Origin of the sequence: Amycolatopsis mediterranei (genome assembly GCF_026017845.1) — a bacterium.
GTDB classification, from domain to species: Bacteria; Actinomycetota; Actinomycetes; order Mycobacteriales; family Pseudonocardiaceae; genus Amycolatopsis; species Amycolatopsis mediterranei.
In genome coordinates this window covers 8,198,738-8,213,725 of sequence record NZ_CP100416.1, presented here as the reverse complement: position 1 = coordinate 8,213,725, position 14,988 = coordinate 8,198,738, and the positions used below count along the sequence as shown (strand labels likewise).

At 69.7% G+C, this 14,988-nt stretch carries 20 protein-coding genes; 10 read left to right on the top strand and 10 right to left on the bottom strand.

The genetic code is table 11. From position 1 onward, the window contains the following. The first annotated feature begins 75 nt into the window (after positions 1–75). Positions 76–864: a VOC family protein gene (locus tag ISP_RS36870; RefSeq protein ID WP_013228889.1), complete on the top strand. Its 789-nt coding sequence runs from the start codon at positions 76–78 to the stop codon at positions 862–864. Beyond that, positions 861–1,913: a cyclase family protein gene (locus ISP_RS36865; protein WP_013228888.1), complete on the top strand. Its 1,053-nt coding sequence runs from the start codon at positions 861–863 to the stop codon at positions 1,911–1,913. The genes ISP_RS36870 and ISP_RS36865 overlap by 4 nt, the downstream gene beginning before the upstream one ends. A gap of 43 nt (positions 1,914–1,956) precedes the next feature. On the opposite strand, the gene ISP_RS36860 is transcribed toward ISP_RS36865, so the two are convergent. From ISP_RS36860 to ISP_RS36845, 4 genes are all read right to left on the bottom strand, one after another. Continuing rightward, entirely contained in the window at positions 1,957–2,721 is a 765-nt protein-coding gene (locus tag ISP_RS36860; protein WP_013228887.1) for an enoyl-CoA hydratase/isomerase family protein, read from the bottom strand. Continuing rightward, on the bottom strand, positions 2,718–3,455 hold the full coding sequence (locus tag ISP_RS36855; protein WP_013228886.1) for an SDR family NAD(P)-dependent oxidoreductase: 738 nt from the start codon (positions 3,453–3,455) through the stop codon (positions 2,718–2,720). The genes ISP_RS36860 and ISP_RS36855 overlap by 4 nt, the downstream gene beginning before the upstream one ends. Further along, complete coding sequence (locus tag ISP_RS36850; RefSeq protein WP_013228885.1) at positions 3,452–4,957, bottom strand: acyl-CoA synthetase; 1,506 nt, start codon at positions 4,955–4,957, stop codon at positions 3,452–3,454. The genes ISP_RS36855 and ISP_RS36850 overlap by 4 nt, the downstream gene beginning before the upstream one ends. A 110-nt stretch (positions 4,958–5,067) precedes the next feature. Continuing rightward, positions 5,068–7,038: an alpha-ketoacid dehydrogenase subunit alpha/beta gene (locus ISP_RS36845; protein WP_013228884.1), complete on the bottom strand. Its 1,971-nt coding sequence runs from the start codon at positions 7,036–7,038 to the stop codon at positions 5,068–5,070. A gap of 109 nt (positions 7,039–7,147) precedes the next feature. On the opposite strand from ISP_RS36845, the gene ISP_RS36840 reads away from it, so the two are divergent. From ISP_RS36840 to ISP_RS36815, 6 genes are all read left to right on the top strand, one after another. Next, complete coding sequence (locus ISP_RS36840; RefSeq protein WP_013228883.1) at positions 7,148–8,212, top strand: 2,3-butanediol dehydrogenase; 1,065 nt, start codon at positions 7,148–7,150, stop codon at positions 8,210–8,212. Then, positions 8,212–9,360: an acyl-CoA dehydrogenase family protein gene (locus ISP_RS36835; protein WP_013228882.1), complete on the top strand. Its 1,149-nt coding sequence runs from the start codon at positions 8,212–8,214 to the stop codon at positions 9,358–9,360. The genes ISP_RS36840 and ISP_RS36835 overlap by 1 nt, the downstream gene beginning before the upstream one ends. 115 nt (positions 9,361–9,475) lie before the next feature. Continuing rightward, positions 9,476–9,568: a mycofactocin precursor MftA gene (gene mftA / locus ISP_RS36830; RefSeq protein WP_063606962.1), complete on the top strand. Its 93-nt coding sequence runs from the start codon at positions 9,476–9,478 to the stop codon at positions 9,566–9,568. 6 nt (positions 9,569–9,574) lie between these two features. Then, complete coding sequence (gene mftB / locus ISP_RS36825) at positions 9,575–9,706, top strand: mycofactocin biosynthesis chaperone MftB (RefSeq protein WP_014467569.1); 132 nt, start codon at positions 9,575–9,577, stop codon at positions 9,704–9,706. A 303-nt stretch (positions 9,707–10,009) separates the two neighbouring features. Then, positions 10,010–10,603: a hypothetical protein gene (locus ISP_RS36820; protein WP_013228881.1), complete on the top strand. Its 594-nt coding sequence runs from the start codon at positions 10,010–10,012 to the stop codon at positions 10,601–10,603. A 13-nt stretch (positions 10,604–10,616) separates the two neighbouring features. Then, on the top strand, positions 10,617–11,228 hold the full coding sequence (locus tag ISP_RS36815) for a GNAT family N-acetyltransferase (RefSeq protein WP_014467568.1): 612 nt from the start codon (positions 10,617–10,619) through the stop codon (positions 11,226–11,228). A 29-nt stretch (positions 11,229–11,257) separates the two neighbouring features. On the opposite strand, the gene ISP_RS36810 is transcribed toward ISP_RS36815, so the two are convergent. From ISP_RS36810 to ISP_RS36805, 3 genes are read right to left on the bottom strand one after another with little or no spacing between them, the layout of a single operon-like run. Next, positions 11,258–11,587 (bottom strand): hypothetical protein, encoded by a 330-nt coding sequence (locus ISP_RS36810; RefSeq protein ID WP_013228880.1) that lies wholly within the window; start codon positions 11,585–11,587, stop codon positions 11,258–11,260. Further along, positions 11,584–11,934, bottom strand: coding sequence for a TauD/TfdA family dioxygenase (locus ISP_RS48420; RefSeq protein ID WP_350601856.1), 351 nt, complete (start codon positions 11,932–11,934; stop codon positions 11,584–11,586). Before ISP_RS48420 ends, ISP_RS36810 begins: the two co-directional genes overlap by 4 nt. Then, a complete protein-coding gene (locus ISP_RS36805; RefSeq protein ID WP_013228879.1) occupies positions 11,931–12,341 on the bottom strand; it encodes a TauD/TfdA family dioxygenase in 411 nt (136 codons plus the stop codon). The genes ISP_RS48420 and ISP_RS36805 overlap by 4 nt, the downstream gene beginning before the upstream one ends. Before the next feature lie 165 nt (positions 12,342–12,506). On the opposite strand from ISP_RS36805, the gene ISP_RS36800 reads away from it, so the two are divergent. Beyond that, positions 12,507–12,923, top strand: coding sequence for an NUDIX hydrolase (locus ISP_RS36800; protein ID WP_230468510.1), 417 nt, complete (start codon positions 12,507–12,509; stop codon positions 12,921–12,923). A 13-nt stretch (positions 12,924–12,936) separates the two neighbouring features. Continuing rightward, on the top strand, positions 12,937–13,674 hold the full coding sequence (locus ISP_RS36795) for a hypothetical protein (RefSeq protein ID WP_013228877.1): 738 nt from the start codon (positions 12,937–12,939) through the stop codon (positions 13,672–13,674). Here the strand turns inward: ISP_RS36795 and ISP_RS36790 are convergent. Genes ISP_RS36790 through ISP_RS36780 form a run of 3 tightly spaced genes read right to left on the bottom strand, consistent with a single transcriptional unit; the run spans position 13,666 to position 14,981 of the window. Beyond that, entirely contained in the window at positions 13,666–13,920 is a 255-nt protein-coding gene (locus ISP_RS36790) for a hypothetical protein (protein ID WP_014467566.1), read from the bottom strand. The two genes, ISP_RS36795 and ISP_RS36790, sit on opposite strands and share 9 nt — an antisense overlap. Before the next feature lie 39 nt (positions 13,921–13,959). Continuing rightward, a complete protein-coding gene (locus ISP_RS36785; protein WP_014467565.1) occupies positions 13,960–14,250 on the bottom strand; it encodes a hypothetical protein in 291 nt (96 codons plus the stop codon). After that, a complete protein-coding gene (locus ISP_RS36780; RefSeq protein ID WP_013228875.1) occupies positions 14,247–14,981 on the bottom strand; it encodes a Scr1 family TA system antitoxin-like transcriptional regulator in 735 nt (244 codons plus the stop codon). Before ISP_RS36780 ends, ISP_RS36785 begins: the two co-directional genes overlap by 4 nt. Positions 14,982–14,988: the final 7 nt, after the last annotated feature.

Below are 14,988 nucleotides of genomic sequence, written 5' to 3'. Positions count from 1 at the left end.
TGCGCGAGGGACTCGGCTTCAAACGCCGCGAGTGCGCCATGATCCCGCAAACCCCGGAAACCGTCCTGACTTTCGGTGACCCCGCAGGTCCACGAGGTGGCGATCGGCGTGAGCCCCGACGAGCAGAACGCCCGCTTCCGCCACGTCGACTTCATCATCGAGAACTTCGCCGACATCCTGCGCGCCGCGGACGAGATCCGCGACTTGGAGTTACTGCGACGGGTTCTCCCGGTCTGCGGCAAGCTTCTTGTACACCAGCCGGCTCTTGGTCTAGTCTCGTGCTCTCAATATTCGAACGATCGGTCGAAACAACGCGGAGGTCCCGTGCACCCGACGACGCCGTCCGGGCTGGTCGAGGTCCTGGTCGTGGGTGTGGACCCGGCTGAGATCCGGCGGGCGCACCTGGCCGGCGAAGCCGGGTTCACCGTGTGCTCGCAGGAGACGAGTCACGACGGTGCCCGGGCCGACTACGACGAGTCCACCGGCACGTGGACCGTCCGTGTCCGAGGCGGGGCCGTCATGCGGGCACGCTTCCTCTTCGCAGGCCCCGGAAACCGGCTCGACGTCCGGGGATGCGGCGGTGTTCCGCTGGAGAAACATCGTGCACGCAGCCGCTTCGATGTCGCTGTGGCGGGCTTCCCGAATCTCTTTTTCTATGGGGGGCCGCGTGCCGGCGGCCGGGTGGAGCTCGTCCTCGAGCTGCTCGGGCACGCGCGCAGGATGGGCTACGAGATCGTCGAGGCGGATCCGGCCGCGACGGACCCCGCGCCGTTTTCGCCCGACGAAAACAGCTACTTCAAGGCCGGCGACTTCCAGACCTTCGAGTTCGGCAGACCACCTCGAGTGCAAGGAGCAAGATCGTGACACAACGTTGGAAGCAGCGTCCGCCGGGATCGACGTGGGGCGACTACGGCGAAGACGACGAGCTGGGCCGGATCAACCTGCTCACCCGCGAGAAGGTGCTCGAAGGTGTCCGCGAGGTCGAGCACGGAATCACCTTCAGCCTGAGCCTCCCGCTGGACTACCCCGGGGGAACGGCGCTGAACCAGCGGCGTTACCCGCCGATCCTCCGGCCCACTGAGGACCTCGAGCACAAGCAGGACGTCTTCTACAACGTCGTCGCCCGCGAGCAGATCGCCCCCAACCTGACCGACGTGTGGTCCGACGATGTCGTCACGCTGTGGCTGCAGTATTCGACCCAGTGGGACGCGCTGGCCCACCAAGGCGAAGAGTTCGACGCGGACGCCGACGGCGTCGCCGAGCCGGTCTTCTACAACGGCTTCCGGGCCGGCTCCGACATCGTCGGACCCGCCGAGGACGCCAAGGGTGACGGCAGCGGCAGTATCGGGTTCGCCAAGCATCTGGGCCTCGAGAAGATGGCCGAACACGGCGTGCAGGGCCGGGGGGTGCTGATCGACCTCGCGCACCACGTCGGCACCGATTGGCAGCCGGTGGGTTTCAGGAAGCTGCAGGAGATCATGGCGGCCGACGACATCACCGTCGAGCCGGGCGACATGCTCTTGCTGCGCACCGCGTTCGCGACCCAGATCCTGGCGTGGGGCAAGAACCCCGACCCGGTGGCCATCCACGCCACGGCGCCGTACCTCGACGCCCACGACGATGACCTGCTGCAGTGGATCGCCGACTCACAGATCTCCGCGCTGATCGCGGACAACTACGCAGTCGAGGGAATCGGCGTCCCGGGAGCGGACGAGTCCACGCCGCACACCCTGCTGCCGATCCACAATCTGTGCCTGTTCAAGCTGGGCGTGCCGCTGGGCGAGCTGTGGTACCTCGACGACCTGGCCGCGTGGCTGCGTGAGCACAACCGCAGCCGCTTCCTGCTGACCGCGCCGCCGCTGAACCTGCCGGGCACGCAGGGCAGCCCACTCACGCCCGTCGCGACCGTCTGAGCCACGGGAGCCGCCGGCCCGGCGAGCGGGGCGGCGGCTCCCGTCACCAAGTCGCTTTGCCGGGCCCGTTCTCGACGAAGCTGCGGAGCCCGTGCTGCCCGTCCTCGCTCGCGAAACAGGCGGTGATGAGGTGGGCCTCGAGTGCGAGCCCCGCATCGATGGGCAGGTCGGCGTCGAGAGCTTGCTTGGCGTACCGCAGCGCGATCGGGCCCCGGGCGTACGCCAGCGCTCGTTCGACAGCTGCGGCGTACACGGTCTCGTCCTCGGTGACGTGGTGGACCAAGCCGATCTCCAGTGCCTCGGCCGCCCGGATCTGCCGGCCGGAGAGGATGAGGTCCTTGGCTCGCGCGTGGCCGACGATCCGGCCGAGCCGTTGTGTGCCGCCCGAGCCGGGCATGATGCCGAGGGTGATCTCGGGCAAGCCCAGCACGGCACCGCGGCCGGCCACCCGGAAGTCCGCGGCCAGCGCCAGCTCGCAGCCGCCGCCGAGGGCGTAGCCAGTGATGGCCGCGACGGTCACCTGGGGCGCGGTCGCCACCAGGTGGAAGGCGCGTTGCAGGACCCGGTTGCGGGTGCTGAACTCGGCCGGCGTCAGCGGAAGCATCTCCTTGACGTCCGCACCCACTGCGAAGTGCCGGCCGCCGGCGATCACCACCGCCCGGTACGGGCTGGCGGCGTCGTGCAGCTGTGCACCGACCTTCAGCAGGGCGTCCCACATGGACTGGCTCAAGGCGTTCACCGGCGGCCGGTCGATGCGCAGGACGGCGAGGCGTTCCTCGTCGGGATGAGGGGTGAGGGTGACGTTCATTGCGCCGTCCAACCGCCGTCGACGAACAGGGTGCTCCCGGTGACGTACGAAGACGCGTCGCTGGCCAGGAAGACGACCGCGCCCGCCAGCTCGCTCGCGTCTCCGATCCGGCCCTGCGGGATGGCGCGCCGCACGACCTCGCCCCAGGAACTGCTGATGAGCCCGTGCGACAGGTCGGTCGCGAAGTAGCCGGGAGCCAGGGAATTGACGCGCACGCCGCGGTCCGCCCATTCGACCGCGAGGACCCGGGTCAGTGCCTCGACTCCGCCCTTGCTGGCGGCGTACGCGGCGATCCGGTCGAAGCCGGTCGTGGCGTGGACCGAGGACACGTTGACGATGCTGCCCGAGCCCTGGGCCAGCATCCGGTTGCCCGCCGCGCGGGCACAGAAGAACGTACCGTCCAGGTTGACCCGGAGCACCCGGTGCCAGTCGTCTTCCGAGACCTTCTCGCTGCGGCGGAAGGTCGGGCTGATGCCGGCGCAGTTGACGAGGACGTCCAGCTTTCCGATCCGCTCGACGCACTCCTCGGCGAACCCCGGCTCGTCCACCGAGCCGGGGAGAACCACGGTGTCGTCACCCAGTTCCGCGGCCAGCGCGGTCAGATCCGCCTCGGTACGGGAGGTGACGGCGACCTGTGCGCCGGCCGCGGCCAGCGCCGTGGCCATGGCGCGGCCGAGTCCCTTGCCCGCGCCGGTGACCCACGCCGTCCGGCCGGTGAGATCGAATTCCTTCATGCGTTCGCCGTCCGCAGGTCCCGCTTCAGCACCTTGCCCGACGGCGTCCGCGGCAGCTCGTCGACGAAGCGGATCTCGGCCGGCACCTTGAATTTCGCCAGCCGCTCACGGCAGTGCGCGACCAGCGTCACGGCGTCCAGGCCGGAGCCGGGCCGAGCCACGACGAACGCTTGCGGCACCTCACCCCAGCGCTCGTGCGGCAGCCCGACCACTGCGGCCTCGACGACGTCCGGGTGCTCGTACAGCACGCGCTCGACCTCGGGAGTGGCGATGTTCTCGCCGCCCGAGACGATCATGTCCTTCTTGCGGTCCTCGACGTAGAGGTAGCCGTCCTCATCGAGCCGGCCGACGTCTCCGGTGTGGAACCACCCGTCCCGGATGGCCTTGGTGGTGGCTTCTTCGTCGCGCCAATAGCCGGAGAAGACCTTCGGGCCGGCGAGGGTGATCTCGCCGAGCTGTCCGGTCGGGACCTCGGCGTCGTGCTCGTCGACGATGCGGACCCGCAGGTGCTGCACCGGCCGCCCGACCGAGCCCACCTTGCGCAGCACGTGGTCGGCGTCGTTGAACGTGTCGCCCGCGACGGTCTCCGTGAGCCCGTACGCATCGGCGAACCACGCGGTCGGGAACGCCTCCTGGATCCGCTGGACCAGGGGCACCGGCATCTTCTCGCCGCCGCCGATGATGAACCGCAGCGAGGAGGTGTCCCGTTCGCGCAGGCCGGGCAGCTGCAGGATGGCGTTCATCATCGACGGCGCGAGCCAGATGTTGGTCGGCCGTTCGCGCTCGATCAGATCCACGACCTCGGCCGCGTCGAACTTGCGCACCAGGTGGAGGCTGCCGCCCGCGTGCAGGGTTCCGAGGCCGGGCAGGTCGAGGCCGCCGACGTGGTAGAGCGGACCGCAGACGAGCGTGCGGTCGTCCCGGCCGAGGCCGAACTCGACGATGTGCGCGAGGTTCTTGAACAGCAGGTTGTGGTGCGTGATCGGCACACCCTTCGGCCGCGACGTCGTGCCGGAGGTGTACATGAGCCGCTGCAGATCGTGGGCGCCGACGTCGGCGAGCGGGACCCGATCACCGTGGTGGGCGGTGACGAGGTCGTCGTAGGACTGCCAGCCGGGTTTGCGCTCGCCGAGCAGGATGCGGTGCTTCAGGCCTTGAGTGGGCAGCGCGTCGGCGAATTCGGGCTCGGTGAGGATCGCGACCACCGACGCGTGGCCGAGGATGAACTCCCACTCGACTGGGGAGAGGCGGTAGTTCAGGGGCAGGAACGCCGCGCCGAGCCGGTTGAGCGCGAAGACCGCCTCGAGGAATTCGAGGTGGTTGTAGAGCAGCAGTGCGACGATGTCGCCCGGGCCGACGCCGAGGTCGCGCAGACCGGCCGCCAGCGCGTTGACGCGCTCGTCGAGCTCGTGGCCGGTGAGCCTTCGCTCTCCCTGGGAGAGCACGACCTGGTCGGGGTGGTGGGCCGCGTTGTGCTCGACGACGCCGGCGAAGTTGTACATCAGCCCTCCTTCTGGAGAAACGTGCTGTGCACCAACGGGTTGTACCGTTCGGTCTAGGAAACGATCGCGCGCCGACCCTATGTGCCGGGCGCCAGGCTGACAAGGTCCGATCAGGCGGCCGCCGACCGGCGCACCGCGGCGGCGATGCGGTCCGGACTCGGCAGCCACTCGCGTTCCAGCGAGGGCGCATACGGCGCCGGCGTCGCAGCCGCGCCGACGCGGATCACCGGGGCATCGAGCGTCCAGAAGCCCTCGTCCGCGGCGAGCGCGGCCAGTTCCGCCCCGACCCCGAACTGTTCGACGGCCTGGTGCGCGATGACGAGCCGGCCAGTCTTGGCCAGCGAGCGCAGGACGGTCTCGGCGTCCAGCGGTGCGATGGTCCGCAGGTCGATGACCTCCACGCTGATGCCCTCGCCGGCCAGCTGCTCCGCGACCGTCACGCAGTCGTGCACCAGCTTCGAGTACGAGACCAGCGTGACGTCGGTGCCCTCCCGGCGGATCGCGGCCTTCCCCAGGGGGATCAGGTGCCCCGGCTCCGGTCGCGGTCCTTTCCGGCCGTAAAGCAGCCGGTTCTCGACGAACACGACGGGATTGGGGTCGCGGATCGCGGCCCGCAGCAGCCCGTAGGTGTCGGCCGGTGTCGAGGGCATTACGACGGTGAGCCCGGGGATGTGCGCCAGCAGCGCCTCCAGGCTCTGCGAGTGCTGGCTGCCCGATGACTTGCCCGCGCCGAACTGCGTGCGCACCACCAGCGGGAGGGTCACCGCGCCGCCGGTCATGAAGCGCAGCTTCGCGGCTTGGTTCATCAGCTGGTCCAGGCAGACGCCGATGAAGTCCATGTACATCAGCTCGACCACCGGCCGCATCCCGGCCATCGCGGCGCCCACGCCGACACCGACGACCGCGCTTTCGGAGATGGGAGTGTCGCGCACGCGTCCCGGGTACTTCTCCGCGAGCCCGCGGGTCAGGCCGAAGACGTTGCCTCCGGCACCGACGTCGATCCCGGCGACGAAGACGCCCTCGTCGGAGCCGAGTTCGTAGTCCAGCGCCTCGTGGACGGCGTCCATCGTGCGGAAGATCTCGCCGGTCGGCTCCGGCGGCTCGGCCACCGGCTCGCGAGGCACACCGACGTAGTGGTGCAGCGTCTCCGGCGCGGGTTCTTCGGCCGCCTTGGCCTCGGCGACGGCCTTCTCGATCAGGATGTCGATCTCGTGGTCGATCTCCGCGATCCGGCCGGGGTCGAGCCGCGCGGCCAGCCGCGGCAGCGGGTCGCGTTCCTTCCACGCGGCCAGTTCCTCGGGCTCGCGGTAGCGCTCGGGGTCGCCCTCGTAGTGTCCGTGCCAGCGGTAGGTCTCGGCCTCCAGCAGTACCGGTCCGGCACCCGCACGCAGGTCGGCGACGAGTGCGGTCACTGTGTCGGCGACCGCCACGACGTCATTGCCGTCCACGTGGGCGTATTCGACGCCGTAACCACGGGCGCGGTCGGCCAGCGTCGCGCGGTGCTGGTCCGCGGCGGCCGAGAACTCGGCGTAGTGGTTGTTCTCACAGCAGAAGATCACCGGCAGCTGCCACACCGCGGCCAGGTTGACGGCCTCGTGGAACATGCCCTGCGCGACCGCGCCGTCGCCGAAGAACGCAAGCACGACTCCGCCGCGTCCCCGCAGCTGCGCGGCGGTGGCGGCTCCGGTCGCGATGGGCAGGCCTGCCGCGACGATCCCGTTCGCCCCGAAGATCCCCTTGCGGGGGTCGGCGATGTGCATCGAGCCGCCGCGGCCCTGGCAGGTTCCGGTGCGCCGGCCCATCAGCTCGGCGAACATGCCGGTGACGTCGAGGCCTTTGGCGATGCAGTGCCCGTGCCCGCGGTGGGTCGAGGTCACGACATCGCGGTCGTCGAGGGGCCAGCAAGCACCTACCGCGGATGCCTCCTGGCCGATGGACAAGTGCAGGAAACCGGGGATCTCGTTGGTGCGGTACAGCCGCGACGCCCGGTCTTCGAACTGCCGGATCAAGCGCATTCGCCGGTACAGCTCGAAGAGCGCCGTCGGATCCGCGGAAAGCTCGGTGGCAACAGTGGCAGTCATCGCGTCCTTGCCTTGTCTGCTCGTGGTACCGCCCTCGCCCCTTGACATTCGGCGAGGAACCACGATTCTTGTACCGTTCGGACTAAATTACAAGCGTCGAGGGGAAGCGATGGGCATGCGGGCCCTGCGGTGGCACGGAAGAGGGGATCTGCGGCTCGACGAAGTCGAGGAACCCGGCCCGCCCGGACCGGGTCAGGCCGTCGTCGAAGTCGCCTACAGCGGCATCTGCGGCACGGACCTGCACGAGTTCCGGCACGGCCCCAACCTCATCCGGACCGGCCCGCACCCGCTGACCGGGCACGAGCCGCCGGTGACCCTGGGACACGAGTTCAGCGGCCGGGTGACCGCCCTGGGCAGTCCCGTGCCCGGGATCGACGTCGGCACGCGCGTGGTCGTCGACCCCTGCCTGCGCTGCGGGGTCTGCCGGTGGTGCCGGCACGGCGAGTACCACATCTGCGCGAAGGGCGGTTCCGTCGGATTGGCCGCGGACGGGGCTTTTGCGCCTTACGTCACCGTGCCGGTCGAGGGGCTCGTCCGGATCCCCGACGCCGTTCCGGACGACCTGGCCGCACTGGCCGAGCCGCTGGCCGTCGGGCTGCACGCGGTGCGCCGCGGCACGGTCCAGCCGGGGGACAACGTCCTCATCCTGGGCGCGGGACCGATCGGCATCGCCGCGCTGTTCGCGGCCAAGCTGGCCGGCGCGGCGGGCGTCCACGTCAGCGAACCGGTGCACGCGCGAGCCGAGCGTGCCGCCCGGCTGGGCGCGTCCGAAGTCTTCGACCCCACCTCGGCCGACGTGCGGCGCGAGGTGTTCCTGCGCACCGGCCGAGTCGGCCCGGACGTCGTGATCGAGGCGACCGGGCTGCCGTCGCTGGTCGAGCTGGCGGTCACCACGGTTCGTCGTGGCGGACGCGTGGTGCTCGCCGGGATCAGCGGAGGAGCCGCGTCACTGCCGATCACGCAGATCGTGCCGTTCGAGCGGACCGTGATCGGCTCACTCGGCTACAACTACGACATCCCCCGGGTGCTGGACCTGATCGCCGAGAAGCGGTTCGACCCAGGTGCGCTGCACACCGGCACCTATCCGCTTTCCGAGGGTTTGGCCGCTTTCGCCGAACTCGACGCGGACCGCGGCGCGCACCTGAAGATCCTGCTGACCCCGAAGGAGCTTTGATGGATTTCGACCTGCCCGAGGACGCCGTCGCCGTCCAGCGGCTGGTCCGCGACTTCGCGGCCAAGGAGATCGAGCCGTACGCGGCGGACTGGTCAGAGCGGGCCCACTTCCCGGCGAAGGTCTTCCGCACCTTGGGTGAGCTCGGCCTGATGGGCATGCTGGTCGACGAGGCCTACGGCGGCGCGAACGCCGGATTCGTCTCCTACGTCGCGGCGATGGAGGCCCTCGGGGCGGCCGACCAGTCCGTGGCCTCGGCGTGGAACGCGCACTCGACGATCGCGTCGCTGCCGCTCGCCACGTTCGGCACCGAGGAGCAGAAGCAGCGCTGGCTGGTACCGCTGGCGACGGGGCAGAACATCGGCGCGTTCGGCCTGACCGAACCGACCGCGGGCTCCGACGCCGCGAGCATCCGCACCCGGGCCCGCCGCGACGGCGACGGCTGGGTGCTCAACGGCACGAAGATGTTCATCAGCAACGCCGGTACCGAGATGAGTCTCGGTGTCACGGTGCTGGCCGTGACCGGCGACGGCGATAAGAGGCGCTTCGGCACGTTCTTCATCCCGGACGGCACGCCCGGCTACGAGAAGGGGCAGCCGCTGCGCAAGCTCGGCTGGCACGCGATGGACACCCGCGAGCTGGTCTTCACCGACGTCCGGCTGCCCGGCGACCACCTCATCGGCGAGGAAGGCAACGGCCTGCGCCAGTTCCTCGAGGTCCTCGACGCGGGCCGGATCAGCGTGGCCGCGCTCGGGCTCTCGCTGGCCCAGGCGTCCCTCGACCTGGCGCTGCGGCACGCGACCGATCGGCAGCAGTTCGGCCGTCCACTGAGTGGCTTCCAAGCGGTGGCGCACAAGCTGGCCGACATGGCGACGGAGATCGAGGCCGCGCGCGCCCTGGTCTACCGGGCGGCATGGCTCGGTGACCAGGGGCGTCCGTTCAGCCAGGAAGCCGCGATGGCGAAGCTGTACGCCTCGGAGGTCGCCAACCGCGCGGCGAGCGCGAGCGTCCAGATCCACGGCGGCTACGGCTACATGCGGGAATCGGCGATTTCCCGGTTCTACGCCGACGCGAAGATCCTGGAGATCGGCGAGGGCACCAGTGAGGTGCAGCGCAACGTGATCGCCAAGCGACTGCTGAAACGCCATTGAGCCTGCGTTCGGACATCTGAGTGCCGGTCCGTATTCATCGCAGCGTGTCAAGACCGACTACGTGCCATGGGAGCCACGATGACTGAGAAGACCGCTGAGTCACCGGCCCGGACCGATGTCGCCGTCTCGTCTCGGGAGGACTCCGGCGTTGGTCGAGGAGCTGCTGGTGGAGCAGGCCTCGATCGACGGGATGTGCGATGTCTACTGACGTCGGGTGGCCATCCGGCCGGAGCGGTTCGGTGCGCTCCTGTACCACTTCGGCACCCGCCGCCTGTCGTTCTTCAAGAGCCCGGCCCCGCTGACCGTCGGGCCGGAAGCACCGATCCTGGAACAGTCCTCCTGCTGATCGGTGACAGGAGTACGAGCTTGAGCGCTCAGTGCTGCAGCCGTGGTCACCGCAGGGTGACGTGGATCCGTTCGGCTTGACAGGTCCCGCACCGTCTCGCAGGAGCCGAGCAGGTGTTCGATGAGTTCGGGTCCGCTCGCGGCTTCCCCACGCGGGCGTCTCCGGCGCGTGTTCGTGGTGCTGGAGGTGCGTGGTGGCGGTACCGGAAGCAGTTGCCGGGCTGGCGGCGATTGCTGACGTCGCACGGCCGCTCAGCTCGGCGAGCCGAGCTCGGATCCGTCTGCTTCCGCCGGGTCGCTACCGGTGACGCCGGCCTTCGCCGGGCTGGTGCCGGGCGGCCTGCGGCGCGGCAGCACGATGTCGGTCGGAGGTTCCACCGCGTTGGTCCTCGCATTGCTCGCGGAGGCTACCCAGGAAGGATCGTGGGCGGCGGTCACCGGCATGCCGGACCTCGGCGTGGCGGCGGCCGCCGAACTGGGCGTCGACCTCGGCCGGCTGGCGCTCGTCCCCGATCCCGGGGCCGAGGTCGCTGCGGTGCTGTCGGCGTTGATCGACGGGTTCGACCTGGTCGTCCTGGGCCCAGCCGTCGCCCGTGGAATGCCGCCGCAGCTGGCGCGCCCGCTGGCCGGACGCGTCCGCAACCGAGGCGCAGTACTGCTCGCTGCGGGCCCGTGGCCAGGAGCCGATCTGGAGCTGCGTGTGTCGAACCGCCGGTGGCGCGGTCTCACCGACGACGGTTTCGGTCACCTCGAGTTCCGTGACGGCGTCGCGACCAGCCGCGGCCGCGGGGCTGCGGCTCGCCCGCGCAACGTGGCGCTGCACTCCCAGGCCCCTGGCGGTGCAGTCGCCCCCATCGAGGCGCCCGCGGGCCGCGGGCTGCGGCAGGTCGCCCGATGATCCGCGCGCAGCTGTGGCGCTCGAACTGGGCGAGACCGTCACGAGGTGCTCGATGATCGACCAGGTTGGTGAAGCCGTCCGGTCGGGAGCGTGCGGTGAGTTCGGTGCGCTGGTTCCGGTCCGGCCAGCGGTCAAGAAGATCGACTTGTGCTTGCGTGGCCACTGGTTCAACTTGGATCTCTACGACAAGCTTGCGCCCTTCAGCCAGGGTTACCAGTTGCACGGCTGGCTGTGCGAGGTGTGCCGAGGTCAAGAAGCTTGCGAGCGTGGGGCTCGGCGCCTCGCCGAGTGGGCGCACCTGGACGTCACGGTCCAGCACGCGCCCGACGTGGCGCCGACCGGTGGTCTCGTCCTGGTCGCCCATCCGCCGGCCGCGGGAACGCTGGCCGGACGGATCGAACTCCACCTCGACGGCACCGAGGTCGGCGAGGTGACGGCGAGCCCGTGCGGGAGGTGCCGAACAGCCACGCTCGACTATGTCCACGTCGCCACCGACTACCGGCGACTCGGCTTCGGCCGCACGCTGGTGGCGGCTGCGGTGGCTCGGGCGCCGTCGTACCGGTGGACGGCTCCGCTTCCGGACGGTCCGGTGCGCAGTCGTTCCGCGTTGCTGTCAGGGCGGTGACACGTCCAAGCTTCGGACGGTCTTCGCCGTCAATGCCGGCCGATGGGCTTGTGCTTCGCCCGGATCGAGCGGCCGGTGAAGCGGCTGTTCTCGATGGCGGCGATGGAGAGGTGGATCTGCTCGTCGTCCGGTGCGGGGAGGGCGGCGTTGAGCACGATGGTGAGGCTGCGGCGGCGGACGTCGATGAACACCGGGTCGATGTCGGCGGTGCACGCCTCGCGTACGGTCGCCTGCCAGTGGGCGAGGTCTTCGTCCGGGCCGAGGTCTTCCCAGCGCGCGATCATCCACTTGCCGCGCTGGAGCTCGCCGACGATTTCCGACAGCTCGGACACCCAGTAGGGCGCGGCGACGCTCGTCATGACACAGCCCCCGGAGTGAAGCCGGCCGGGATGCGCCACTCCGGTCGGGGGTCGACGAGGGCTCGGCACATCGTCCGCGGGCCGGCGAAGGCGGTGCGACCGTGCAGCCAGCGGCGGTTGTTGACGACGTAGCCGCTGCCGACATTCGTCGGGAGGACGATGGTGTGGCGGTCGATGGTCTGAGCGAGAACGGCGAGCCGGCGTTGAGTGTGCGGCGCGAACCGGGCCAACTCGTCGCGGCGGAGCCGGATGCCGACCAGGCCGCGGTGGCCGGGTTCGAAGACGTTGCCGACGACTCCGGCCGCGCCGCCGAAGTAGGCGCCGCGCCGGGCCGACAGGTCGGCTATCGCCTCGGGGGCGTTCGTGGCCAGCTCGTCGTGAACCGCGCGGCCGTCGGCCAGGAGCAGTCACCGCCGCGGTCGGCGGGGCGGACACAGGTCATGGCCACCAGTAGCGGAGGCTGCGGCAGGTCAGAACAGTCGGTGTGCACGGCGAGCGCGTGCCGGCTGAACCCTGCCCTCCCCACCGGCGGGCGGGCGCTCCCGCGGTCGGTGATCACCGTAAGCCCTGAGCTGGTGCTGTCGCGGTGGGGCACGAGCCGGCCGAGGCGGACCGTCAGCTGCAGCAGCTGCTGTTCCGTGTGCACGCCGTCGAACAGGGCGACACCATCGCGGGCCAGCACGGCGGCCAGCTCGCCGACGCCGCCCGCCGCACCGACGTTGACGCGGCATTCCGACAGCGTGGTCACGGACATGCTGGCACCCTCCTCCGGTTGTAGGCACTGTGAGTTCGACCAGCACACCGGTCCAGGTCGGCGGCGTCCACTGACAGATCGTCAACCCCGTGACAGCGCTGATGACCGGGTCGCGCTGCTACGGTCGGTGACACGGAGCGCGTGGAGGGCGGGAGGCTGGTGTCGGTGGCGGAGACCGGGTACCCGGTGTCGATCAAGGGAGTGCTGATCCGGGACGACCGGGTGCTGCTGGTGCACAACGAACGCGACGAATGGGAACTGCCGGGCGGCCGGATCGAAGCCGGCGAGACCCCTGAGCAGTGCGTCGCGCGGGAAATCACCGAGGAGTCCGGATTGCCGGTCGACGTCATGGGAATCCTCGACGCCTGGGTGTACCACATCGCCGTCGCCAACAAGGACGTGTTCATCGTGACGTACGGCTGCACGTCTCCCTCGAACGCAGCGCCGGTAGTCAGCCACGAGCACAGCCGGATCGGCGAGTTCGCCGAGCACGAGGTTCCTGGCCTGCGCATGCCCAACGGGTACAAACGCTCCATCGCCACCTGGTTCGACCGGCTCCGCGTTCTGCAACCGGCCCGGTAGCGATCATGGCCGGTTGCGAACGCTGCGGGACGGCCTTGAGCCGCTACGCCCGTGCCACGGTCTGTCCGGCCTGCCGAGCCGCGACCACCAGCCTTTCCCCACGACCCGCAGGCGCACGCCGGGGACGTCGCCCGGGCACCGGCACATCGCGTGCGCTCTCCGCCTTCCGTTCCACCTGTTCGGGGTCACCGACGCGGACGACGCCGACTTCGCGGCGCTCGTGCAGTTCGGTGACAGCGTGATCCGGCTGGCCGAGATCGCGCGCCAGTCCGGTTGGGTGGTCGAAGCCGTCAACGACCTGTGGCCGCTGGCCGCCCGGCTCGAAGCCCGGGCAGCCGAAGGACGCCTCGAGCGCGAGACCTTGTACCTGCTCGCCTCCGCGCGCCTGGCCCTCGGCGTTTCCCTCGGCACCGTGTTGCCCGAGGAGCGCCTTCCCAGTGCCGTGGCCTGGACCGGCAAGGCTCTCGTCTTGGCGCAGCACCTGGACGATGACCGCTTCCTGGCGGGTACTTTGCGGATGCACGGCAACGAACTGCGCAAAGCCGGTCGCGTCCGAGCCGCTGCCGCCCGGTTGGAGAGTGCCGTCGCCTTGTCCGCGACTCCCGCCGGGCAAGGCGCGGCGTCCGCGCTGCTCGCCCGAGCCGCAGGCGACGCGGGATTGCCGAACAGTTCACCGAAGCCATCGAAGGCTGCCGGCAGTGGCTCGGCGCGGGGACTGGCAGCGAACTGCTGCTCAACCCCTTCACGCTGAGCGAGATCCACGCGTGGACTCCTCGCCCTGGATCGGCCGCACGACGCTCTCGACGTCCTGAACACGGTCATGGGGGAGCCCGCCGCGCCGCAGTGGCAGGTGATCGAGCAGGTGACCACCGGCGAAATCCTTGCCGCGACAGGCGAACAGGCCGGTGCGGAGGAGGCTCTGGCCTCGGCCATCGCAACCGCCGGGCAACGATGGCTGCCCCACCAGCTCCAGCGGCCTGTCCGCGCTGCCGAGCATGGGCACCTCCAAGTCATCGCCAAAGCCGGACGCCTTGCGCTACAACGCCTTCATGGCTTGCTGTCGCCTGCCGCGTAGGTCCGCACCGCGGAGCCGGTCCTGCTGCAACGGGATGCCGTGGTCGCGTCGGTACGTCACATCACAGCTGTCGCACTGCCGGGGAACCTCGCGCGTTCGGCGTTCGCTCAACGGCAGGAAAGTCGCAATGTCCGAAATTCCGCAGAGTGTGGTGAACTCTTGCCCTGGCCGCAGCACTCCGGCAAGGCGATGCCACTCACCGTTGATCACCGGATGGACCGCCTGCGGGTCCACGTAGATCACTGCGCTCATCGTGACACCTCACGCTGCAACCGGTCGAATGCCGAGCGATAGCCCTTCACGATCTCGGGGTCGCCGAGGTAGATGCGGGCGTGCTCGTGTCGCAAGACAACGGTGGCGAATCCGGAGTCGGTTTCGTAGATGGTGAACGCGTCGATCGTCCCGGGCTCCGAAGTGCTCGTAGGGACGATCCCCGCCGTGACGTTCTCCAGCCGCGGCAGATCCGTATCGGAAGGCCAGGCGGCTTCGCTCACGAGTATGACGCTAGGGAAGTGCTTCGGCCGGTCGATTTCCCGGACTTGCTGCGCGAAGATCGCTTGGTCGATGTCGTCGGACGGAACGTCGCGGCACTGCAGCTCGGCCCGGATGTAGTCCGGTGTCCGCAAGAACTTCGGGACGCTGTGGGGTGCCCACTCGAACTTGCGAGCCGCGAGCTGCTCGTAAGCGGGCTCCAAACTGGGAGTATCCGGAGCCAGTCGTTCGACGCAGTTCAAGCGGTCGCCCTGCTCGTGGATCTGCACGAGTAAGCGGTACGCCGGCGGCCTGACCCGCAGATGCCCCAGGATGTACCCCAAAGCCTCCGCCGGAGGCCGGCGTAGGCCTGTTTCCCACGCCGAAAGAATCGAGGGGTTGAAGCCCAGCCGCCGAGCCATAGTGCGCAGGCTGACGTCGTGCTTGATGCGCAGTTCGCGCAGGGCGTGGCCGAGGAGCAGCAGTGCCGGGTAGACCTTGAGTTCGGACATGGAGGTT

Excerpts from the sequence above, each read along its gene's own strand:
- ISP_RS36860 (WP_013228887.1), bottom strand. The coding sequence starts at position 2,721 with ATGAACGTCACCCTCACCCCTCATCCCGACGAGGAACGCCTCGCCGTC.
- ISP_RS36855 (WP_013228886.1), bottom strand. The coding sequence starts at position 3,455 with ATGAAGGAATTCGATCTCACCGGCCGGACGGCGTGGGTCACCGGCGCG.
- ISP_RS36850 (WP_013228885.1), bottom strand. The coding sequence starts at position 4,957 with ATGTACAACTTCGCCGGCGTCGTCGAGCACAACGCGGCCCACCACCCC.
- ISP_RS36845 (WP_013228884.1), bottom strand. The coding sequence starts at position 7,038 with ATGACTGCCACTGTTGCCACCGAGCTTTCCGCGGATCCGACGGCGCTC.
- ISP_RS36840 (WP_013228883.1), top strand. The coding sequence starts at position 7,148 with ATGGGCATGCGGGCCCTGCGGTGGCACGGAAGAGGGGATCTGCGGCTC.
- ISP_RS36835 (WP_013228882.1), top strand. The coding sequence starts at position 8,212 with ATGGATTTCGACCTGCCCGAGGACGCCGTCGCCGTCCAGCGGCTGGTC.
- mftA (WP_063606962.1), top strand. The coding sequence starts at position 9,476 with ATGTCGCCGTCTCGTCTCGGGAGGACTCCGGCGTTGGTCGAGGAGCTG.
- ISP_RS36810 (WP_013228880.1), bottom strand. The coding sequence starts at position 11,587 with ATGACGAGCGTCGCCGCGCCCTACTGGGTGTCCGAGCTGTCGGAAATC.
- ISP_RS36805 (WP_013228879.1), bottom strand. The coding sequence starts at position 12,341 with ATGTCCGTGACCACGCTGTCGGAATGCCGCGTCAACGTCGGTGCGGCG.
- ISP_RS36790 (WP_014467566.1), bottom strand. The coding sequence starts at position 13,920 with ATGCTCGGCAGCGCGGACAGGCCGCTGGAGCTGGTGGGGCAGCCATCG.
- ISP_RS36785 (WP_014467565.1), bottom strand. The coding sequence starts at position 14,250 with ATGAGCGCAGTGATCTACGTGGACCCGCAGGCGGTCCATCCGGTGATC.
- ISP_RS36780 (WP_013228875.1), bottom strand. The coding sequence starts at position 14,981 with ATGTCCGAACTCAAGGTCTACCCGGCACTGCTGCTCCTCGGCCACGCC.